The following is a 21,735-nucleotide window of genomic DNA, read 5'->3' as shown; positions in this document are numbered from 1 at the left end:
ATCAACCCGTCACTTTCGGCCGTTTCTCTGCGAGCGCCGCTGCCATCGCCGAGATGAGCGGGCGCATGAAATAGTGGTCTTCCACCGGCGCGATGTCGGTGCGCAAGCCATGCGCTGTGAGCTCGCCGGAGACCGCCGGCCCCACCGATGCAATCAGCGTCCGCTGGAACCCAGCGCGCAGGCGCGCCTCGCTGCCATGCGCCTTTGCGGCTTCGATCAGGCGGCGGACCTGGCCGAGATTGGTGAGCGCGATGGCATCGATCCGCCCCTCCGCCATGTCGTCGATCGCAGTGACGATATTCGCATCCGCCGCCTTCGGGTCGTAGACGTAGGGCAACACGGCATCGACTTTGGCGCCTTGCGCCTCGAGCGAGCCGATCAGCGTGCTGTGATCCTTGTCGGGATAAAGCTGAAGCCCCAGCCGATGCCCCCTGAGATCGATCTTCGATAGCATCTCGATGACGCCCTCGGTGGTCGGCTTCTCCGTGGTCTGCTGCGAATCCAGCCCAATCTCGCGGAGGGCGCGCCCCGGCTTCGGGCCGCGGGTGAATTTTCGCGTTTTGGCGAGCGCTGTGACAAACGCTTGGTCGATCCCGCGCTCGCGCGCGAGCTTCATCATCCGCCGCAGGCCTTCGCCGGTCATCAGCACGAGGTCGTCGAATGGCCTGTCGATGCTGCGTCGGATCCAGGCCTCGACCGGCGCGGGGTCCGGCGCGTCGTGAATCGCGAACATCGGGCATTGCACGACGTCGGCTCCCTGTTCAGCGAGAAGCTTCGAAAATTGGGCCTCCTCGCGCGTTTCCAGGATCAGGATGCGGTAGCCGTTCAAGCGGTCGGCCATGAGCGTGCCTCGGTTTGGGATTGCAATGTTACGTTCATCCTGACTCCGGTCTTGGGATTGGCGCAAGGCCGGCTACGGTGATAGAGCAGGACGCAAATCGGCCTGTTCCGTATCCGTTTGCCCAAACCTTCATCAACGCCCATGCCCGACCCCCAATATGTTCTGACGCTATCCTGTCCGGATCGCCCCGGCATCGTCTCGGCGGTGTCGACCTTCCTCGCGCATAACGGACAGAACATTCTCGACGCCCAGCAGTTCGACGACGTCGAGACCGAGAAGTTCTTCATGCGGGTCGTGTTCACGGCGGCCGATCTCGCCGTCGAACTGTCGGCCTTGCAGACCGGCTTCGCCGCCATTGCGGAGCGCTTCGGCATGGAGTGGCAGATGCGGGACCGCGCCACGCATCGCCGCGTGATGCTGCTGGTGTCGAAGTCCGACCACTGCCTGGTCGACATCCTCTATCGCTGGCGCACCGGCGAATTGCCGATGATCCCGACCGCGATCGTCTCCAACCATCCGCGCGAGGTCTATGCCGGGCTCGATTTCGGCGAGATCCCGTTCCACCATTTGCCGATCACCAGGGACACCAAACGCGAGCAAGAGGGGCAAATCCTCGATCTCGTCGCGAAGACGAAGACAGATCTCGTGGTGCTCGCCCGCTACATGCAGATCCTGTCGGATGATCTTTCCGCAGAGCTATCGGGGCGCTGCATCAACATCCACCATTCATTCCTGCCGGGCTTCAAGGGCGCAAAGCCCTATCACCAGGCGCATGAGCGTGGCGTCAAGCTGATCGGCGCGACCGCGCATTACGTGACGCGCGACCTCGACGAAGGCCCCATTATCGATCAGGACGTCGAGCGCATCAGCCATCGCGATACGCCCGAGGATCTCGTCCGCAAGGGACGGGACATCGAAAGGCGCGTGCTGGCGCGCGCGATCCGCTACCATCTCGACGACCGCGTCATTCTCAACGGGCGCAAGACCGTGGTGTTCGTGGATTAGTCGGCCGTCGTTCCAGAGCGGGCGAAGCGCGAACCCAATGTGCAATTGCACACTCGAGATTCTCAGGTGCGCAATCGCGCACCTGAGTTCGACGCTGACGCATCGCCCGGAATGACGATGTGTCGCTCAATGCACCGCGTCGCTGGATGTCGAGCCCGTGGCGCCTTTCTGCGCCTGCTCTTCCTTCTCGCGATCCGCGGCCGGCATCATCCGCTTGCGTTCGCGTTCCTTCATCCAGGCGTCGTATTGCGGCGTGCCCGGGCGCGGAGGCGCGTCGGCCGGCAGGCCGCCGGCCCAGTGTGGGACATAGTCGCCCATCCCTGAGGAAAGCTTCTCGTTGACCGTGCCGCAGCCGGTCAGCCCCATAGCAAGTATGAGGAGGGTCAGGAGAGAGCTGAAACGTTGCGGCATCGTAAGTGGCGCAGAAAATTGGAGCGGGTTAGCCGGAGGCGTCGGGAGACTAGCCATCAACAAGGTAAAATAGACTTATTCGAGATAGGTAATATATTACCAAGTTCGAACGGGCTGGAAACTCCCGGATGTAGAAATTCTGCAAAAGAAAGACGAAATCCTCCATCCACGCCGCGCACGCGATTTCTAAACTGCCGTCCGGGCTCGCGACAATCTGGCTTGGTCGTCGAATGGGCTTTTTCGTTGACAAGTCCATTTTATTTGTACAAGCGTACAAATTGATGCGGTCAAGATCGAGGTGCGTAGTCACCTCGACGTAACCGAGACATCGCTCCTCGCTGCTGGCAACCGTAACGCGCGGTTTGCGCCGAATGGTCGCCAAACGTCCGATTGACAACAGGGGCGCGAAAGACGCCATGTGGCCCCCGCCATATGGTTCGGTCTGAGTTTTGGTGAGGCAAGAGCCGGGCACTCGGTTCAGGGCGCAAGAGAAGGAAGAAGGGGAGGGACATTTTGATGTTCGGACGTCGCAGATTGTCATGGGTCGCCACGCTCACGGCCGTCGCCGGCCTCGTGGCCGCAATGCCTGCCAGGGCTGAAGATACAGTGAAGGTCGGCCTGATCCTGCCGATGACCGGCGGCCAGGCCTCGACTGGCAAGCAAATCGAGAATGCGATCAAGCTCTACATGCAGCAGAAGGGCGACACCGTCGCCGGCAAGAAGGTCGAGATCATCGTCAAGGACGACGCTGCGATTCCCGACAAGACCAAGACGGCCGCGCAGGAGTTGATCGTCAACGACAAGGTCAATTTCATCGCCGGCTTCGGCGTGACGCCGGCAGCACTCGCCGCAGCGCCGCTTGCCACCCAGGCCAAGATTCCGGAAGTCGTGATGGCGGCCGGCACCTCGATTATCACCGAGCGCTCGCCCTATATCGTGCGCACCAGCTTCACGCTGGCGCAGTCCTCGACCATCATCGGTGATTGGGCGGTTAAGAACGGCATCAAGAAGGTCGCGACTCTCACCTCTGACTACGCGCCCGGCAATGACGCGCTCAACTTCTTCAAGGAGCATTTCACGGCCGGTGGCGGCGAGGTCGTCGAAGAGGTCAAGGTGCCTCTGGCCAACCCCGATTTCGCGCCGTTCCTCCAGCGCATGAAGGACGCCAAGCCCGACGCGATCTTCGTGTTCGTGCCGGCCGGCCAGGGCGGCAACTTCATGAAGCAGTATGCCGAACGTGGCCTCGACAAGGCCGGCATCAAGGTGATCGGACCGGGCGACGTCACCGACGACGATCTCCTCAACAACATGGGCGACGCCGTGCTCGGCACCGTGACCGCGCATCTCTACTCTGCCGCGCATCCTTCGCAGATGAACAAGGATTTCGTCGCGGCCTACAAGAAGGCCTTCGGCACCCGTCCGGGCTTCATGGCGGTGAGCGGCTATGACGGTATCCACCTGATCTACGAGGCGCTGAAGAAGACGGGTGGCGATACCGACGGAACCAAGCTGATCGAGGCCATGAAGGGCCAGAAGTGGGAGAGCCCGCGCGGCCCGATCTCGATCGATCCCGAGACCCGCGACATCGTGCAGAACATCTACATCCGCAAGGTCGAGAAGGTCGACGGCGAGCTCTACAACGTCGAATTCCAGACGTTCGAGAACGTCAAGGATCTCGGCAAGACCAAGAAGTGACGCGCGAAAGCGCGTCATCTCGGGGCGCGCCTAGCGCGAACCCGAGATGACCAAATTGTTGAAATGAGATTCCGGGTTCAGCGCTCACGCGCTGCCCGGAATGATGAGCGTCTACCAGGATCAATCCACTTCCGATGACCTCAATCCTCACCAACCTGTTCGACGGCGTTGCCTACGGCATGCTGCTGTTCGTGCTCGCCTGCGGACTCGCGGTCACGCTCGGCCTGATGAACTTCGTCAATCTCGCCCACGGCGCCTTTGCGATGACCGGCGGCTACATCTGCGCCGTGCTGGTCAACCAGCAGGGCTGGCCGTTCTTCGCTGCACTGCCGCTCGCCTTCGTCTCCGCCGCCGTGATCGGCATCGCGCTGGAGCGAACGCTCTACCGCCACCTCTATACGCGTAGCCATCTCGATCAGGTGCTGTTCACGATTGGCTTGACGTTCATGTCGGTCGCCGCCGTCGACTACATCATGGGATCGTCGCGGGTGTTCATCAACCTGCCGGCGGCGCTGCAGGGCCAGTTCGACCTGTTCGGCGTCGGCATCGGTCGCTACCGCCTGATGATCATCATCATCTGCGGGCTCCTCACCATCGCGCTCCAGCTCGTCCTCGCAAAAACGCGCTTCGGCAGCCGTCTGCGAGCCGCGGTCGACGATCCGCGCGCGGCGAGCGGCCTCGGCATCAACGTGCCGCAGGTGTTCGCCTTCACCTTTGCGTTCGGCTGCGGCCTCGCCGGCCTCGGCGGCGCGCTGAGCGCGGAGATCCTCGGGCTCGACCCGTACTTCCCGCTGAAGTTCATGATCTACTTCCTGATCGTGGTCACCGTCGGCGGCTCGTCCTCTATTACCGGTCCATTTCTGGCTTCGCTGCTGCTCGGCATCGGCGACGTGGCCGGCAAATATTACGTGCCGAAGATGGGCCCCTTCGTGATCTACACCATGATGATCGTGATCCTGATCTGGCGCCCGAACGGCCTGTTCGGCCGCACGGCTGCGCGTTGAGTTGAGCCGATGAGCGCTGCATCCGACGTAGGTTATCACGCCCAGCGCCATGCGCGCTGGCACTATGGCGAAGTCGCCTTCTGGCTCATCGTGCTGGCCTGCGGCTTCGTGTTTCCCTCGCGCTATCTGATCATGACCGACATCGTGCGGCTCGCGCTGTTTGCGATGTCGCTCGATCTCATCCTTGGCTATGCCGGTATCGTCTCGCTCGGTCATGCCGCCTTCTTCGGCGTCGGCGCCTATGGCGCGGGACTTCTTGCGCTGCATGGGATCATCAACGAACCCGTGATCGCGCTCGTTGTCGCAGGTCTTGCCGCGATGGTGCTCGGCTTTGCCACCAGCTTCCTGGTCATCCGCGGCGTCGACCTGACGCGTCTCATGGTGACGCTCGGCATTGCGCTGCTGCTTGAAGCGCTCGCCGAACGCTTCTCCAACATCACCGGCGGCACCGACGGCCTGCAAGGCATCGAGATGCAGCCAATCTTCGGAACGCTTGCCTTCGACATGTTCGGCAAGACCGGGTTCTTCTATTCGGTCGCCGTCCTGTTCGTCCTGTTTTTGCTCGCGCGCCGCATCGTGCATTCGCCGTTCGGGCTATCGCTGCGCGCCATCAAGAACAATCCGCTGCGGGCCGCCGCCATCGGCATTCCCGTCAACCGCCGCCTGATCGCGATCTATACGCTCGCCGCGTTCTATGCGGGCATTGCGGGCGCGCTGTTCACCCAGACGACCGCCATCGCCTCACTCGACGTGTTTGCTTTCGAGCGCTCCGCCGACCTGATGCTCGTGCTCGTGATCGGCGGCACCGGCTATCTCTATGGCGGGCTGATCGGCGCGGTCATATTCCGCATGCTCCAGGAATGGTTCTCGAGCTTCACCCCGCAGTATTGGCAATTCTGGATCGGCCTCGTGCTGGTCGTCATCGTGCTGGTCGGCCGCCAGCGCCTGCATCGCTGGGTCCTCTTCATTCCCAACCTGATCATCAAGCAGATTGCCGGTCGCAAGGCGGTCGTCGCCGTGCCGGAGGGCGACGCATGACCATCGCGCTCGAAACCAGGAATCTCGAAAAGCAGTTCGGCGGCCTGCGCGTGACGCGCGACCTGTCGCTCAAGATCGAGCAGGGCGCCCGCCACGCCTTGATCGGTCCGAACGGCGCCGGCAAGACCACGGTGATCAACCAGCTCACCGGCGTGCTCAAGCCGAACTCGGGACGCATCCTGCTGGAAGGCCAGGACATCACCGATCTGCCCGTGCACAAGCGCGTGCTGCGCGGCCTGTCGCGAACCTTCCAGATCAACCAGCTCTATCCCGACCTGACACCGCTCGAAACCATTGGGCTAGCGGTCTCCGAACGCCTCGGTCATGGCGGCGACTGGTGGCGGCGCATGGGTACCCGTGACGACGTCAATGGCGAGATCGCCGAGCTCCTCAAGCACTTCCATCTGCTCGACGTCATGAACGAGCAGACCGTGACGTTGCCCTACGGCAAGCAGCGCCTCCTTGAGATCGCGGTCGCGATCGCGGCCAAGCCGCGCGTGCTGCTGCTGGATGAACCCGCGGCCGGCGTGCCCGAAAGCGAGCGACACGACATTCTCGCCGTTGTCGCAGCGCTGCCCCGCGACGTCACCGTGCTCCTGATCGAGCATGACATGGATCTCGTCTTCTCTTTCGCCGATCGCATCTCCGTGCTGGTCTCGGGCGCGCTGCTCACCGAAGGCCCGCCCGACCAGGTCGCGCGCGACCCGCAGGTCAAGGCCGTCTATCTCGGCGAGGAGGCGGTCAATGTCTGACCTGCTCGCAATCGACTCCTTGCGCGCCGGCTACGGCGAGGCGGTGGTGCTGCCCAACATGTCCCTGCGCCTCGCCGAGGGGCAGGTGCTGGCGCTGCTGGGCCGCAACGGCACCGGCAAGACCACGCTGATCAACTCCATCGTCGGCGTCACCCGACGCTTTTCCGGCTCGGTCGCGCTCGCCGGCACCGACGTCACCTCGCTGCGGCCCGACCAGCGGGCGCGGGCCGGCATCGGCTGGGTGCCGCAAGAGCGCAACATCTTCCGCTCGCTCACGGTGGAGGAGAACATGACCGCCGTGGCCCAGCCCGGCCTCTGGACGGTAGAAAAGGTCTACGAGATGTTCCCGCGGCTGAAAGAGCGGCGGAGCAACTTTGGCAACCAACTCTCCGGCGGCGAGCAGCAGATGCTGGCGATCGGCCGCGCGCTGACCCTCAATCCGAAGGTCCTGTTGCTGGACGAGCCGACCGAGGGTCTTGCGCCCATCATCGTCGAGGAGCTCCTGAAGGCGATCGGGACCATCACCCGGGCCGGCGGCATCTGTTCGATCATCGTCGAGCAGAACGCCCAAAAGATTCTGGGGCTTGCCGACCGCGTTGTGATATTGGAGCGCGGAACGATCGTCCACGACGGCCCGAGCGCCGCGCTGAGGGCCGACCCCTCGGTCCTCGAGCGCCATCTGGGCGTCGCCGGGGCGGCCGCTCACTAGTCTGTCGGACGCGTCTTCTTCACGCGGTACCTACTTCGCTTGAAAGCGCTATTGAAAATTCGGGAGTGAACCAATGCAGCGAACCAAAGCCCCCTTCCGCGCCGACGAGGTCGGCAGCCTTCTTCGTCCGGCGAAGATCAAGGAAGCTCGCGCGAAGCTGGAGAAGGGAGAGATCTCGGCCGATGATCTGCGCAAGATCGAGGACGTGGAGATCGAGAAGGTCGTGCACAAGCAGGCCTCGATCGGCTTGAAGCTCGCGACCGACGGCGAATTCCGTCGCTCCTGGTGGCATTTCGACTTCCTGGCGAAGCTCACCGGGTGCGAAATGTTCCACCCGGACACCGGCATCCAGTTCGCAGGCGTCGAGACGCGGCATGATGCGGTGCGGGTGATCGGCAAACTCGACTTCCCCGATCACCACCCGATGCTCGACCACTTCAAGTTCCTGAAGAAATATGCCGACCAGGCCCACGTCACCGCCAAGATGACGATCCCCTCGCCGGCGGTGCTGCATTTCCGCGGCGGCCGCAAGGCGATCTCCAAGGACGTCTATCCCGATCTCGATGCGTTCTACGAGGACCTCGGCAAGACCTACCGCAAAGCCGTCAAGGCCTTCTACGACGCCGGCTGCCGCTATCTCCAGTTCGACGACACCGTGTGGGCCTATCTCTGCTCGCAGGACGAATTGAAGAAGGCGCGCGAGCGCGGCGACAATCCGGATGGTCTCCAGCAGATCTACGCGCGCATCATCAACTACGCACTGGCCGAGAAGCCCGCCGACATGGTGGTGACGACGCATGTCTGCCGCGGCAATTTCCGCTCGACCTGGATCTCCTCGGGTGGCTACGAGCCGGTCGCCGAGACCATGCTCGCCGGCACCAACTACGACGGCTACTTCCTGGAATATGACTCGGACCGAGCCGGCGGCTTCGAGCCGCTGCGCTTCCTGCCCAAGGGCAACAAGGTCGTCGTGGTCGGCGTCATTACCTCGAAGTTCGGCGAGCTCGAGAAGAAGGACGACATCAAGCGCCGTCTGGAAGAGGCCGCCAAATTTGCGCCGCTGGAGCAGCTCGCGCTCTCCCCGCAGTGCGGTTTTGCTTCGACGGAGGAAGGCAACATCCTTTCCGAGGAAGAGCAGTGGGCCAAGCTCAGCCTGGCTGTTGAGATCGCAAAGGAAGTGTGGGGCCAGTAGCTCTACGTCGTTCGTCACCTGAGCGACGGCAAGACCTCGCCACACCTTCGGTGTCGTCCCGGCCTAGTGGGCAATTGCGCACGGGGGCCGGGACCCATACCCTCAGGGAGAAGTTGTGGCGCGAAGCTGGTAACCACCTGTCTTCGCCAAACATCATCCTGTGGTTATGGGTCCCGGATCTGCGCTTCGCTTGTCCGGGACGACACTGAATTTGAGGCGAGTTACTTCCGCTTCGCGGCAGACGTCGCCGCAAGCCCGCCCGTCACTTCTCCGCCAGATAAACCTCGCCCAGCAGAGACGAGTTCGACCACGGCACCTGCTTGTTCTTGGTGGACGAGACCACCTCCGCACGCACGCGCGTCAGCATCTGCTGTACCTCGAGCCCCGGCGTGCCGATATGGCGGGAGAGGGCGGACGAGAACGGCGAGTTGGCGCCTTCCCCGTCGAGCGCAACCTGGCCCGGCGCCGTGGCGAATGCGATCAGCGTGCCGGCCCCCAGCGTTGCACCCGCGCCGAGACTGGTCGGTGCCGCCAGACCTGAAGCCCCCTCGATGCCGCGGTAGGCGCCGGCTCCCGCCACCTGCGGCGCCATCGGGTTGTTGCGGCAGGCATCGAAGATCAGGATGTTGGTGCGGACCTGGTCGTCGAGGCCGGCCATGATCGTATCCATGTCGATCATCGCGTCCGTCATGTTGGCGCCTGCCTTCAGCTCGACGTCGATCGGGATGAGATAGTTGCGGCCGTCGATCTGCACGCCGTGGCCAGCGTAGTAGACCACCGCGACCTGCGCCCGCGCCGCATCGCGCAGGAAGTCGCGCGTCATCTTCTGCATCGCCGCGCGGTCGAGATCGATGCCCTCCGACACCGTGAAGCCGATGTCACGCAGGCTCTTTGCGACCGCGCGCGCATCGTTGGGCGGATTTGGCAACGCCTTGACATGGGCATAGGCGCCGTTGCCGATGATCAGCGCCATGCGTTTGCCGCGGCCTGACGGAGCGGGCGAGGGCGAAGTGCTCGCCTGCTGCCCTGCAGGCGCACTCGTCTGCTGCGCCGTCGAGATCGGCGCATCGCGCGGTGTCGGCACGGTTGAATCAGATAGCAGCGACAGTCGCACCTTCGCGGTTGCCTGGTTGGACTTGCTGCCGGCATCTGACGCGGTGACGCCGAGCGCGCTCTTGTAGTCTTCCTTGGCGTGCGCGTAATCGCCCTTGGCCTCGTAGGCGAACCCGCGGAACGTGTAAGCCGAGATCAGCACGCTGTTCGGCGGCGTCATGATGTTGACCGGCGGCTTGTCCTTGGCGAGCCGGATGGCCTCGCTGCCGTCGGCAATGGCGTGGTTGAGCTCACCCTTGGCGCGCCAGATCGTAGTTCGGTGCACCAGCGGCTGCGACAGGCCCGGGTCGATGCGGATGGCCTGGTTGATGTCGGCGAGGGCGCCGTCGAGGTCGCCAAGCGCCTCCTTGCAGGCGCCGCGGTTCTGGTAGGAGAAGGCCGATTTCGGGTCGGCCTTGATCGCCGCGTCGAAATCCGCGATCGCCTTGGCATAGTCCTTCTTGCCCTGATAGGCGTTGCCGCGGTTGTGGAAGATGATTCCGCTTGGCGGCCCGAGCTTCAGCGCGTCATCGAAATCGGCGATCGCGATGTCGTACTCGCCTTTGTCGAAATAGGCCGATCCGCGCAGGTTGTAGACCGCCTGGCTCGGCTCAAGCCGGATGGCATCGGTCGCATCCGCGATAACTTTCGCGTAGTCGCCCTTCTTGTTCCACCCCACCGCGCGCCAGAAATAGATGGTGGCGAGCTGGCCGCCCTTGAACACCTTCAACGCGATGATCTTGTTGCAGGCGTCGATCTGCTGGTCCGCCGGTGTGGTGTCGGTGGTGCAGAGCGGCCCGAGCTGCGCGCGCGACCGCGCGAGGGCCGAAGCGTTCCATAGCGCTGTGACGAGCAGGCCGAGCGCAACAAGCAGGCGCATAGTCGGAAATCCCCGGGGGTGAGCGTCTCATGTTTGTTGTCGGTTTGTTGCCGGGTTGCCGATGATGGTTCAAGGGCAGAAACAATGACCGAGTTCGACATCGGCTGGATCAGCCGCGAAAGGCCAGCTCACGCTGTTTCCTCTGCGTCGCGCCTTCCCGATTTGACCGTCACCGAGACCAATCCGGTCGTGGTCGCGCCGAAGGCGGGGCTGATCGCCAGCCTGACCCGACCCGGCGACAACCTGGCCGGTATCACGCTCGGTTCGAACTCCTGATCAACCCGAAGACGGCCAAAGCGCTCGGCTTCGCCCTGCCGCCCGCGCTGCGGTCCAATGCCAATGAGATGATCGACTGAACTGTCAGGCAAGATGCAGCCATCCTATCCAAAACCCACGCTTTCCCCATTGGGCAGATCGTGGTAGCACCTGCCCGGATCAGCTCTCTGCCCACCTGCGTCCCACTCATGAAGAACGACGAAATCCTCAGCCAGATCACCGAGTTCTGCCGCAAGGCGGACATGGCGGAATCGACGTTTGGCCGGCGCGCGGTGAACGATGGGAAGCTGGTGCAGCGCCTGCGCGAAGGTAAGCGCATCACCATCGACACGCTCGAGCGGATCCAAGCCTATATGGCCGCATCGATGGCCGGAGGCCTGCCGCCGCCGCGAGGGCTTCAGGTGCCGCCGGAGAAGCGCGATCCGCGCGGTAATTTCCGCTTCTTCGAGAACCGGCAGAAATACCTGCTGTTCGTCCATACCTGCAGCGAGAAGCGCGTGGTGGCCGAGCGCGTGGCGCTCGAGCTTACCAGCATCCATCCGCGCCCACCGGCCCTGCGCATATTCGATGCGGGCGTCGGCGACGGCACGGTGCTGGCGCGGGTGCTGCGCGCCACGCACCAGCGCTTTCCGCACATGCCGTTCTATGTCGCCGGCAAGGAGCTCAGTCTCGAGGATCTGCGCCTAACGCTGGAGAAGGTCCCGGACCGCATTTTCGAGCATCCGGCGTCGGTTTTCGTCTTTACCAACATGTTCTACTCGGAGGCGCCCTGGCTGACGCCGGCCTCGCCAGCCGCGGCGGCCGCCACCGTCTGGCACGAGGTTCCGCTGCGGGGCGCTTCGTCGGGAGAGTTCGAGCAGCAGATCGCCGAACTGAGGCCGTTCCTGGAGCAGAACTGGCGCGCCGCGATCAGCCCGCGCACGGCCATGCCGCTCTACGAGCGGCCCGTCGTCCTCGTGCTCTATCGCGAGGATCACAGATTCTTGCTCGATTCGACCATTCCGCGTCCGGGTCAGGCGGAGGCCAATTTCGACCTCGTTATTGCATCCCAGCCATACCGCGCCTTGTCCTCGGTTAATTTTAGGGCAAAGCGGATCATTGCGCCGCTCGCGCGGGCATTGCGGCCGGGGGGGCGCCTGATCGGTATTCACTCTCATGGTCACGATCCGGGCATGGAAATGATCCAGGCGATCTGGCCCGGAGAAAATCCTTTCGCGGTGAGCCGTCATGAGCTATTGCGCGCAGTTAAGTATGAGCTCGGATCGTTGGGCCGCGACCTAAATTTTAATGCGTATGCTGATAACCGCTCGATCTTCAGGTATGATATGGAAGCGCTGCCCAACGAAGTGACGGGTACCATCGGAACCTCGACAGCCTTTGCAGCGTGGAATGCGGCGGTGTATGTCGCTCAGATTGAGGACGACCGGTTGACAGAAATGACTCAAAACGGCCGCACTCTGGATGCCGCTAGGGACGTGCTGCGAAAGTACAACGGGCTCTGGTTTTACGACGAATCCTACGTCATCTCGCGCCGGCGTGATTGACATCAACCAAAAGTAAACATCGCAAACGACTGCCCAATGGGGCGGGACAAGGGGTTACTGATGCGAGCGTCCTATCTCTTCACCAGCGAGTCCGTGTCTGAAGGCCATCCGGACAAGGTCTGCGACCGGATCTCCGATGAGATCGTCGATCTGTTCTACCGCGAAGGACCGAAAGCCGGCATTGACCCGTGGCAAATCCGCGCGGCCTGCGAAACGCTCGCGACCACAAACAAGGTCGTGATCGCGGGCGAGACCCGTGGTCCCGCATCGGTCACCAACGAGCAGATCGAGAGCGTCGTGCGCGGCGCGATCAAGGACATCGGCTACGAGCAGGAAGGTTTTCACTGGAAGACGGCGGATATCGAGATCCTCCTGCATCCGCAGTCGGCCGACATCGCGCAGGGCGTCGATGCGCTTCAGCCGGGCGAGGTCAAGGAAGAGGGCGCAGGCGACCAGGGCATCATGTTCGGCTACGCCACCAACGAGACGCCCGACCTGATGCCGGCACCGATCTTCTACGCCCACAAGATCCTGCGGCTGATCTCCGAAGCGCGCCACTCCGGCCGCGAGAAGGTCCTGGGCCCGGACTCCAAGAGCCAGGTCACCGTGCAATACGAGAACGGCAAGCCGGTCGGCGTGCGCGAGATCGTGGTCTCGCACCAGCATCTGGTCGAAGACCTCACCTCCAACCAGGTTCGCGACATCGTCGAGCCCTATGTGCGCGAGGCGCTGCCGAAGGACTGGATCAACGGCAAGACCATCTGGCACATCAACCCGACCGGCAAGTTCTACATCGGCGGTCCCGACGGCGACTCCGGCCTGACCGGCCGCAAGATCATCGTCGACACCTACGGCGGCGCGGCCCCGCATGGCGGCGGCGCGTTCTCCGGCAAGGATCCGACCAAGGTCGACCGTTCGGCGGCTTACGCTGCGCGCTACGTCGCCAAGAATATCGTCGCGGCCGGTCTTGCCGATCGCTGCACGCTCCAGCTTGCTTACGCCATCGGCGTGGCGCGTCCGCTGTCGATCTACATCGACACCCACGGCACCGGTAAGGTGTCGGAGGATCAGCTCGAGCAGGCCGCCGCCAAGGCGATGGACCTCACCCCGCGCGGCATTCGCACCCATCTCGATCTCAACCGCCCGATCTACGCGCGCACCTCGGCCTACGGCCATTTCGGTCGCACGCCCGACAACGAGGGCGGCTTCTCCTGGGAGAAGACCGACCTGGTCGAGCCGCTCAAGCGCGCGCTCTGATCATCGATGTCATTCCGGGGCGCCGCGTCAGCGGCGAACCCGGAATCTCGAACCGCTGGATTCCGGGTTCGCTCATTTCACGAGCGCCCCGGAATGACTTTTTCAAACAACAGGAAGTTCGACATGAACGCGAAGCCCGGCTTCACCGATTACATCGTCAAGGACATCTCGCTCGCCGATTTCGGCCGCAAGGAGATCTCGCTCGCCGAGACCGAAATGCCCGGCCTGATGGCCACCCGTGAGGAGTTCGGCCCCAAGCAGCCGCTGAAGGGCGCGCGCATCGCCGGCTCGCTGCACATGACGATCCAGACTGCGGTCCTGATCGAGACACTGGCCGCGCTTGGCGCCGACATCCGCTGGGTCTCCTGCAACATCTATTCGACGCAGGATCACGCCGCCGCCGCGATCGCCGCGGCCGGCATTCCCGTTTTCGCCGTGAAGGGCGAGACGCTGACCGAATACTGGGACTACACCGCAAAGCTGTTCGACTGGCACGGCGGCGGCACGCCGAACATGATCCTCGATGACGGTGGCGACGCGACCATGTTGGTGCATGCCGGCGTCCGCGCCGAGAACGGCGACACCGCCTTCCTCGACAAGCCGGGCTCCGAGGAAGAGGAGATCTTCTACGCGCTGATCAAGCGCCTCCTGAAGGAGAAGCCCAAGGGTTACTTCGGCGAGATCGCCAAGAACATCAAGGGCGTCTCGGAAGAGACCACGACGGGCGTGCATCGCCTCTACGAGATGGCCAACAGGGGCACGCTGCTCTTCGCCGCCATCAACGTCAACGACAGCGTGACCAAGTCGAAGTTCGACAACCTCTATGGCTGCCGAGAATCGCTCGTCGATGGCATTCGCCGCGGCACCGACGTGATGATGTCCGGCAAGATCGCGATGGTCGCGGGCTTCGGCGACGTCGGCAAGGGCTCGGCCGCCTCGCTGCGCCAGGCCGGTTGCCGCGTGATGGTGTCGGAAGTCGATCCGATCTGCGCGCTGCAGGCGGCGATGGAAGGCTATGAAGTCACGACCATGGAAGATGCCGCGCCGCGCGCCGACATCTTCGTCACCGCCACCGGCAACAAGGACATCATCACCATCGAGCACATGCGCGCGATGAAGGATCGCGCCATCGTCTGCAACATCGGCCACTTCGACAACGAGATCCAGATCGCATCTCTGCGCAATCTGAAGTGGACCAACATCAAGCCCCAGGTCGACGAGATCGAATTTCCCGACAAGCATCGCATCGTCATGCTGTCGGAAGGCCGCCTCGTGAACCTCGGCAACGCCATGGGTCATCCGAGCTTCGTGATGTCCGCGTCCTTCACCAACCAGACGCTGGCGCAGATCGAGCTGTTCGCCAACAACAAGGACGGCAAGTACGAAAAGAAGGTCTACGTGCTGCCGAAGTCGCTCGACGAGAAGGTCGCCCGCCTGCATCTCGCCAAGCTCGGCGTCAAGCTCACCGAATTGCGCAAGGACCAGGCCGACTACATCGGCGTCAAGCAGGAAGGTCCGTACAAGTCGGATCACTATCGCTACTGAGGTCCGATTGCCTCGCGCCATGCAGAAGCCCCGGAGCAATCCGGGGCTTTTGTTTTTCAGGCCGGAAACTACGGGATTCTCCTCCCGGTTGCATCGGAGGCCGATTAGCGATTGACGGGCGGCAGTGATGGTCGGACAATCCTTGGCGGCGGAGGAAACCATGCAACAAGAACATTTCGACGTCCTCATCGTGGGCGCCGGCCTGTCCGGCATCGGCGCGGGCTACCATCTGCAAACGAAATGCCCGGGCAAGAGCTACGTCATCCTCGAAGGGCGCGACTGCATCGGCGGCACCTGGGATCTGTTCCGCTATCCCGGCATCCGCTCCGACAGCGACATGTTCACGCTCGGTTATTCCTTCAAGCCGTGGACCGATCCGAAGGCGATTGCAGACGGGCCGCAAATTCTCAGCTACGTGCGCGAGACGGCATCCGAGAACGGCATCGACAAGAAGATCCGTTTCCGCCATCGCGTCAAGCGCGCGTCGTGGTCGACGCCTGATGCGCGCTGGACCGTCGAAGCCGAGCGCGTAACGGACGAAGGCGGATCCGAGGTCGTGCGCTTCACCTGCAATTTCCTGTTTATGTGCTCCGGCTATTACAAATACGAGGAAGGCTACACGCCGGAGTTCAACGGTACCGCGGATTTTCAAGGCCGCATCGTGCATCCGCAGAAGTGGACCGAGGACATCGACTACGCCGATAAGCGCGTCGTGGTGATCGGATCGGGCGCCACTGCCGTGACGTTGGTGCCGGAGCTTGCGAAGAAGGCCTCAGAGGTCGTCATGCTCCAGCGCTCGCCGACCTATGTCGTGTCGCGTCCGGCGCAGGATCCGCTCGCCAACAAGCTGCGCCGCAACCTGCCGGCGACGCTCGCCTATCATTTGATCCGCTGGCGCAATGTAATGTGGGGCATGTTCTTCTTCCAGCTCAGCCGGCGCCGGCCCGCCAAGGTGAAGGATCTGATTCTGAAGGGCGTGCAGATGGCGCTGGGACCGGACTACGACGTCGCGACGCATTTCACGCCGCGCTACAATCCCTGGGATCAGCGGCTGTGCCTGGTGCCCGACGGCGACCTCTTCACGGCGATCCGCGAGAAGCGTGCCTCCGTCGTCACCAACGAGATCGACACCTTCACGAAAGACGGGATTCGTCTCAAGGATGGCAGCCAGCTCGCTGCCGACATTATCGTCACCGCGACAGGGCTCGTGCTTCAGGTGGTCGGCGGGCTCGAGGTCAGTGTCGACGGCCGCGTGGTCGATTTCGCCAATACGCTGACCTACAAGGGCATGATGTATGCGGACGTGCCGAACCTTGCCTCGGCCTTCGGCTACACCAACGCGTCGTGGACGCTGAAATGCGACCTCACCTGCGAATATGTCTGCCGGCTCATCAACTACATGGACCGGCACAATTTCCGCCAGTGCGTGCCGCACAATGAGGATGCGACGGTCACCGCCCAGCCTTCGCTCGATTTCACCTCGGGCTATGTGCAGCGATCGATTGCAAAGATGCCGAAGCAGGGCTCGAAGCGGCCGTGGCGGCTGTATCAGAACTATGCGTTCGACATCGTCTCGCTGCGGTTCGGCAAGGTCGACGACGGCGTGATGCAGTATTCCTGATCGCCGCCGTCCTCACGCCTCTTGCTTGCGGAGAGTCAGTGCCAGGCCGAGATCGATGGCCAGCGCCAGCATCACGGCGCCTCCGCCGAGACCGAACAGGACCAGATAGTCACCGCCGGTCTGCGCATACAACCAGGAGAAGCCATAGGCCGCAGCCGCCTGGAACAGGGCAAAGCTGGTGGTCGCGTGGCTCCATGTGGCACGCTGCTGCTCGGCGCTGTGCGGGATGAGCTCATGGATGCGCCCGAGCACAAGCGGCACGATGCCGGGCGTGAAGGCGCCGACGACCATGCTCGAGACAATCAGGGAGACCGGTGCGGTGCTGACAGTCGGAAGCAGGACCGCGGCGGCCTCGATCAGGAAAGCCGCGCGCAAAGAGGGGCCAAATCCGCTCCGGTCGCCGAGATGGCCGGTGACGAGCGGACCCACGATCGCGCCGAGACCATAGAGCACCCAGTAGCGCGACCCCGCCGCGATGCCCTGGCCAAGGCCGCGCGCTACGAAATCGACGATGAAGACCATGTGCGGCACGAGCGCCACGGCGTTGAGTCCGTACTGGACCAGCAGGGCGCGCGCCGCGAGCGAGGTGCGACCATGCTTGGCATGGTGAGATGAGGACGCAGCTTGGGCCGGCGCGTCCGCGGGCCAGTTCCACCAGCTGAGAAGGGTCAACAGGCCAGAGAGAATCCCGAGCCCGTACCAGCTTTGCCGCAAACCCTGCTGCAGCAATAGCGGCACCAGCGTGCCCGAGGCGGCAACGCCGAGCCCGACACCTGCGAAAATCACGCCGCCTACGATGCCGCGCTTGGCGGGCGAGGTGTGCGGCAGCACGACCGAGGCAGCCAGCACCATGATGATGCCGCCGGTGAGGCCCGCCAGGAAACGCCAGGCGAAGAACCAGGTGAAAGATACCGGCACCGCGCAGGCAAAGCAGGACAGCGTGGCGAGCAGCATCATGACGCGCAGCGCACGGACCGCGCCAAGACGAGCAGCGGCCGGTCGCGCGATCAGCGCACCGGCGAGATAGCCGGCGAGGTTCGCAGCGCTGAGATAGACGACATCGGATGCGCTGAACCATTTGCCGGCGATCAGGGCTGGAATCAGCGGCGTGTAGGCAAAGCGAGCGAGGCCTAATCCAACCAGCGAAGCACACAAGCCCGCCATTGCAAATCGCCAGGCGGCGCCCGGCCGCTCATGCGGCCGAACGTGGGCGTGGGGCTTGCGAGTGTCCGCATTCAGTTCAGTCATGTCGTCCTCCTGCGCGCTTCATCGCGCACGGATCAGCCTGGTTGCGCCGCGCGGCGGCGCCGGAACTCGCGGACGGGCAGGCCGCCCCAGCCCCAATTGTCGGTGTCGACCTCTTCGATCACGACGAAGGTCGAATCCAGCGGCTTGCCGAGGACATCGAGCAGCAACTGGCTCGAGCCCTTGATCAGCGCGGCTTTCTCCTCCGCGGTGAGCGACGCCGCGCCCGGCGTCGTTCCCTCGCGGGTCACTTGAATGGTGACGATGGGCACGGTGAACCCTCCTGTCGGATCAATGGCCAGCGCTCTGGCCGCCGTCGACATGCAGGATCTCGCCGGTTACGAAGCCAGCCTGCTCGAGATAGAGCACGGCGTCGACGATGTCCGACGTCTCGCCCATGTGGCCGACGGGATGCATCGCGCCGAGCTGGGCATGTGTCTCGACGGAATGCATCGGCGTCTTGATGATGCCGGGCGAAACCGCGTTTACGCGAATGCCACGCTTGGCGTATTCGATCGCCAGCGACTTTGTCGCGGCCGCGAGCCCGCCCTTGCTTAACGATGCCAGCACTGATGGCACGTTCGAATTGGCCTGATCGACCAGGCTGGTCGTGATCTGGACGACGTGGCCCGAGCCCTGCTTTTCCATCTCGGCGATAGCGAGCTGTGTGATGCGGAAGAAGCCCGCGACGTTGATGCCCATCACCGCCGCGTAGTCCTCGGCGGTGTACTGCGTGAACGGCTTGGCGAGGAAGATGCCGGCATTGTTGACCAGCGTGTCGACACGGCCGAACCGGGCGACGGCCTGAGACACCACGCGCTCAGCGGTGTTCCAGTCGGCAATGTCGCCGGGAACGGCGAGGACTTCGTCGTCGCTCGACGGCTTGATGCTGCGGGCCGTTGCGACGACCCGATAATTGCGGTCGCGGTAGGCTTGGACGAGGGCGGCGCCGATACCCTGCGATGCACCGGTAATAATGGCGACTTTCTGCTCGATACCCATGATGGGCTCCTGATGTTGAAAGGATGCCGGTCGGCTGCGGAGCTGCGACTGGCCTGGACACTGAAGTACGCCGCGGCAGCTTGGTTGCGAATACGCACTGTCCGGCAGACACTCTTTCGCGGCGCGATCGAATGGCGGATCAGTCCTTGCGGCGGTTGTCGCGCCGCGCGTGAGCGCCTAGCTTGCAGTCGGACTTTGTGAGGTAACGGAAAGCGCATGGATCGTCTCGACGCGATGAAGGTGTTCGTCCTTGCGGTGGACGAAGGCAGCCTTGCTGCTGCTGGCCGCAAACTCGGCCGCTCGCCGGCCGCAGTGAGCCGGGCCATCGCCTTCCTGGAGGAGCGGATCGGCGCCGAGCTCCTGCACCGTACGACGCGGTCGATCAAGCTCAGCGAGGAGGGCGAGCGTTACGTGGCGATCTGCCGCCGCGTGCTGACCGAGCTGGAGGAGGCCGACGATATCGCGGCGGGGCCGCGTGCCGCGCCGCGCGGCACGCTTGCGATCACTGCGCCTGTGGTCTCCGGCGAGATGGTGCTGCGGCCGATCCTCGACACGTTTCTGGATGCCTACCCGACGGTGTCGGCCAAGCTCTTGCTGTTCGACAGGGCGGTCAATCTGATCGAAGAGGGCGTCGACGTGGCGCTCCGCATCGGTCCTCTCTCGGACTCCGCGATGGTGGCGATGAAGCTCGGTGACGTCCGCCGTGTCGTGGTGGCTGCTCCGCGATATCTCAACCAGCATCCACGCATCGTGGAGCCCGGCGATCTCGCCAAGCATCAGATCGTCGCCATGGCTCATCTGCCGAATTCCTGGACGTTTGCGCCGGAGCCCGGCTCCATGGTGCCGCGAACCGTTCAGTTCGCGCCGCGCCTCGTGATCAACAGCACCTATGCGGCGGTCGCTTCCGCCGTAGCCGGGCGCGGCGTCGCGCGGATGTATTCCTATCAAGTCGCCGAGCAGGTGCATCGCGGGGAGCTCGACATCGTGCTTGCGAGCGATGAGGATCCCGAAATGCCCGTCCACCTGATTTCGCCGCAGGGCCGACTCTCTGTGCCGAAAGTGCGAGCCTTCACGGATTTTGCCGTACCGCGGTTGAAGAAGCAGTTTGCGGTCCTCAAGAAGGCTATCGACACTCGCTGAATTGTGACTCGTTCGCCGCGCGAAGAGTGTTTATCGCAGACCGGCCACTCGCCGCCGTCTCGATTGCGCCTACCTCCGTCGTGATACAGCGGCTCGTCGGCCGCATTGCGCCTTTCCAGATGCAGGAGATGAAGATGTCAAAAGTGGTAAACAGAGATCGTCGTCGTTTCCTGACCACCGCCGCGATCGGCGTCGCCGCACCATTCGTTCTCGGCAGCGCCGCCTCCGCGCAGTCCGGCAAGGTGAGCCCCTCGACTGCGCCCGCGATAAAGCCAGGTACGAGCACGTCCTTTGCCACGATCAAGCAGATCAATGCCGGCGTCCTCAACATCGGATACGCCGAGGCCGGTCCGGCCGACGGTTCCGTGGTGATCCTGCTGCATGGCTGGCCCTATGACATCCACAGCTTCGTCGATGTCGCGCCTACGCTGGCGAAGGCCGGTTTTCGCGTCATCGTGCCGCATCTGCGCGGCTACGGCACGACGCGCTTCCTGTCGGCCGAGACGATGCGCAACGGCGAGCCCGCAGCGCTCGCTGCCGACACCGTCGCTCTGATGGATGCGCTCAACATCAAGCAGGCGACGCTCGCCGGCTATGATTGGGGCGGGCGGACCGCCAACATCATCGCGGCGCTCTGGCCGGAGCGCGTCAAGGCCATGGTCTCGGTGAGCGGCTATCTGATTTCCAGCCAGGCGGCGGGGAAAATGCCGCTGCCACCGAGCGCCGAGCTGCAATGGTGGTATCAGTTCTATTTCGCCACCGAGCGCGGCCGCGAGGGCTACGCCAAGAACACGCATGATTTCGCCAAGCTGATCTGGAAGCTCGCCTCGCCCAAATGGCATTTCGACGACGCCACCTTCGACCGCAGCGCGGCCTCGCTCGACAATCCCGATCATGTCGACATCGCGATCCATAATTATCGCTGGCGGCTCGGGCTGGCCGAGGGCGAAGCAAAGTATGCCGAGGTCGAGCAACGGCTGGCGGGCCTGCCGGTGATCACCGTGCCGACCATCACCATGGAGGGCGATGCCAATGGGGCACCGCACCCGGAGCCCTCCGCCTACGCGAAGATGTTTTCCGGCAAATACGAGCATCGGACGATCACTGGCGGCATCGGGCACAACCTGCCGCAGGAAGCCCCGCAGGCCTTTGCCCAGGCCGTCCTCGATATCGCCGCGAGCTGAATGCGGCCGGCACCGCGCCATGCGTTGTTTTGCGTATTCGAGGCCGGAGATGAATCGGCCATGCTGCCCAAACGGTTAACGCCGGATTAACCGGCACGTCCTAGGCTCTCTCGGCCGGGGTGCTCGCTAACTAAGGGTGGCCCAATGGAAGCCCAGAAGATCGCGGTCGACGCCGTTGTCGCGCTGACCGATTGTGACCGCGACGCGGTCACCACCTTCATCCGTCGGCTCTACCTCGAAGGCGTCAGGGACCCCAAGCGCCTGACCTTCAAGGGACTGCAGGCGCTCGCGCGGGCCTGATC

21 protein-coding genes are annotated in these 21,735 nt (G+C 63.5%); 15 read left to right on the top strand and 6 right to left on the bottom strand.

Annotated features, from left to right (window positions below; genetic code table 11):
* Position 1: 1 nt before the first annotated feature.
* On the bottom strand, positions 2-841 hold the full coding sequence (locus SO156_RS34535) for a uroporphyrinogen-III synthase (RefSeq protein ID WP_498537890.1): 840 nt from the start codon (positions 839-841) through the stop codon (positions 2-4).
* Positions 842-982: 141 nt separating this feature from the next.
* Here SO156_RS34535 and purU point away from each other — a divergent pair, with 141 nt between their 5' ends.
* Complete coding sequence (gene purU, locus SO156_RS34530; RefSeq protein ID WP_458149459.1) at positions 983-1,846, top strand: formyltetrahydrofolate deformylase; 864 nt, start codon at positions 983-985, stop codon at positions 1,844-1,846.
* A gap of 126 nt (positions 1,847-1,972) precedes the next feature.
* Here purU and SO156_RS34525 read toward each other — a convergent pair whose 3' ends face one another.
* Positions 1,973-2,257: a hypothetical protein gene (locus SO156_RS34525; protein ID WP_458149458.1), complete on the bottom strand. Its 285-nt coding sequence runs from the start codon at positions 2,255-2,257 to the stop codon at positions 1,973-1,975.
* A 516-nt stretch (positions 2,258-2,773) separates the two neighbouring features.
* Here SO156_RS34525 and SO156_RS34520 point away from each other — a divergent pair.
* From SO156_RS34520 to SO156_RS34495, 6 genes are all read left to right on the top strand, one after another.
* Complete coding sequence (locus tag SO156_RS34520) at positions 2,774-3,952, top strand: ABC transporter substrate-binding protein (RefSeq protein ID WP_458149457.1); 1,179 nt, start codon at positions 2,774-2,776, stop codon at positions 3,950-3,952.
* A 134-nt stretch (positions 3,953-4,086) separates the two neighbouring features.
* Positions 4,087-4,956 carry a branched-chain amino acid ABC transporter permease gene (locus SO156_RS34515; protein ID WP_498537889.1) on the top strand — a complete coding sequence of 290 codons (870 nt, stop codon included), beginning with the start codon at positions 4,087-4,089 and terminating at the stop codon, positions 4,954-4,956.
* A gap of 9 nt (positions 4,957-4,965) precedes the next feature.
* On the top strand, positions 4,966-5,994 hold the full coding sequence (locus tag SO156_RS34510; protein WP_498537888.1) for a branched-chain amino acid ABC transporter permease: 1,029 nt from the start codon (positions 4,966-4,968) through the stop codon (positions 5,992-5,994).
* On the top strand, positions 5,991-6,746 hold the full coding sequence (locus SO156_RS34505; RefSeq protein ID WP_458149454.1) for an ABC transporter ATP-binding protein: 756 nt from the start codon (positions 5,991-5,993) through the stop codon (positions 6,744-6,746). Before SO156_RS34510 ends, SO156_RS34505 begins: the two co-directional genes overlap by 4 nt.
* Complete coding sequence (locus tag SO156_RS34500; protein WP_458149453.1) at positions 6,739-7,455, top strand: ABC transporter ATP-binding protein; 717 nt, start codon at positions 6,739-6,741, stop codon at positions 7,453-7,455. Before SO156_RS34505 ends, SO156_RS34500 begins: the two co-directional genes overlap by 8 nt.
* Positions 7,456-7,528: 73 nt before the next feature.
* On the top strand, positions 7,529-8,647 hold the full coding sequence (locus SO156_RS34495) for a cobalamin-independent methionine synthase II family protein (RefSeq protein ID WP_458149452.1): 1,119 nt from the start codon (positions 7,529-7,531) through the stop codon (positions 8,645-8,647).
* Positions 8,648-8,909: 262 nt separating this feature from the next.
* Here the strand turns inward: SO156_RS34495 and SO156_RS34490 are convergent, their stop codons facing one another.
* Positions 8,910-10,619 carry a caspase family protein gene (locus SO156_RS34490; protein ID WP_498537887.1) on the bottom strand — a complete coding sequence of 570 codons (1,710 nt, stop codon included), beginning with the start codon at positions 10,617-10,619 and terminating at the stop codon, positions 8,910-8,912.
* An 84-nt stretch (positions 10,620-10,703) separates the two neighbouring features.
* On the opposite strand from SO156_RS34490, the gene SO156_RS34485 reads away from it, so the two are divergent.
* The 5 genes from SO156_RS34485 (at position 10,704) to SO156_RS34465 (ending at position 16,862) form a co-directional block, all read left to right on the top strand.
* On the top strand, positions 10,704-10,895 hold the full coding sequence (locus SO156_RS34485; RefSeq protein ID WP_498537886.1) for a hypothetical protein: 192 nt from the start codon (positions 10,704-10,706) through the stop codon (positions 10,893-10,895).
* A gap of 188 nt (positions 10,896-11,083) precedes the next feature.
* Positions 11,084-12,439 carry a hypothetical protein gene (locus tag SO156_RS34480; protein ID WP_498537885.1) on the top strand — a complete coding sequence of 452 codons (1,356 nt, stop codon included), beginning with the start codon at positions 11,084-11,086 and terminating at the stop codon, positions 12,437-12,439.
* A 60-nt stretch (positions 12,440-12,499) separates the two neighbouring features.
* On the top strand, positions 12,500-13,696 hold the full coding sequence (gene metK, locus SO156_RS34475; RefSeq protein ID WP_498537884.1) for a methionine adenosyltransferase: 1,197 nt from the start codon (positions 12,500-12,502) through the stop codon (positions 13,694-13,696).
* 123 nt (positions 13,697-13,819) lie between these two features.
* On the top strand, positions 13,820-15,241 hold the full coding sequence (gene ahcY / locus SO156_RS34470) for an adenosylhomocysteinase (RefSeq protein WP_498537883.1): 1,422 nt from the start codon (positions 13,820-13,822) through the stop codon (positions 15,239-15,241).
* A 160-nt stretch (positions 15,242-15,401) separates the two neighbouring features.
* Positions 15,402-16,862, top strand: a complete 1,461-nt coding sequence (locus tag SO156_RS34465; protein ID WP_498537882.1) for a flavin-containing monooxygenase — start codon at positions 15,402-15,404, stop codon at positions 16,860-16,862.
* 12 nt (positions 16,863-16,874) lie between these two features.
* Here the strand turns inward: SO156_RS34465 and SO156_RS34460 are convergent, their stop codons facing one another.
* Genes SO156_RS34460 through SO156_RS34450 form a run of 3 tightly spaced genes read right to left on the bottom strand, consistent with a single transcriptional unit; the run spans position 16,875 to position 19,109 of the window.
* The gene (locus SO156_RS34460; RefSeq protein WP_498537881.1) at positions 16,875-18,110 is read right to left on the bottom strand and encodes an MFS transporter; all 1,236 of its coding nucleotides are present in this window, start codon (positions 18,108-18,110) and stop codon (positions 16,875-16,877) included.
* A 32-nt stretch (positions 18,111-18,142) separates the two neighbouring features.
* Complete coding sequence (locus tag SO156_RS34455; RefSeq protein WP_458151001.1) at positions 18,143-18,379, bottom strand: tautomerase family protein; 237 nt, start codon at positions 18,377-18,379, stop codon at positions 18,143-18,145.
* Between the two features lie 19 nt (positions 18,380-18,398).
* Positions 18,399-19,109, bottom strand: coding sequence for an SDR family NAD(P)-dependent oxidoreductase (locus SO156_RS34450; protein WP_458150993.1), 711 nt, complete (start codon positions 19,107-19,109; stop codon positions 18,399-18,401).
* Between the two features lie 216 nt (positions 19,110-19,325).
* Between SO156_RS34450 and SO156_RS34445 the strand changes: the two genes are divergently transcribed.
* From SO156_RS34445 to SO156_RS34435, 3 genes are all read left to right on the top strand, one after another.
* The gene (locus tag SO156_RS34445; protein ID WP_498537880.1) at positions 19,326-20,249 is read left to right on the top strand and encodes a LysR family transcriptional regulator; all 924 of its coding nucleotides are present in this window, start codon (positions 19,326-19,328) and stop codon (positions 20,247-20,249) included.
* A 134-nt stretch (positions 20,250-20,383) separates the two neighbouring features.
* Positions 20,384-21,433, top strand: a complete 1,050-nt coding sequence (locus SO156_RS34440; protein WP_498537879.1) for an alpha/beta fold hydrolase — start codon at positions 20,384-20,386, stop codon at positions 21,431-21,433.
* Positions 21,434-21,577: 144 nt separating this feature from the next.
* Positions 21,578-21,733, top strand: coding sequence for a hypothetical protein (locus SO156_RS34435; protein WP_254104764.1), 156 nt, complete (start codon positions 21,578-21,580; stop codon positions 21,731-21,733).
* Positions 21,734-21,735 lie beyond the last annotated feature (2 nt).

It is taken from the genome of Bradyrhizobium sp. UFLA05-125 (assembly GCF_059803515.1).
Note: the sequence above shows the minus strand (reverse complement) of the source record. Positions and strands in the feature narration are given on the sequence as shown.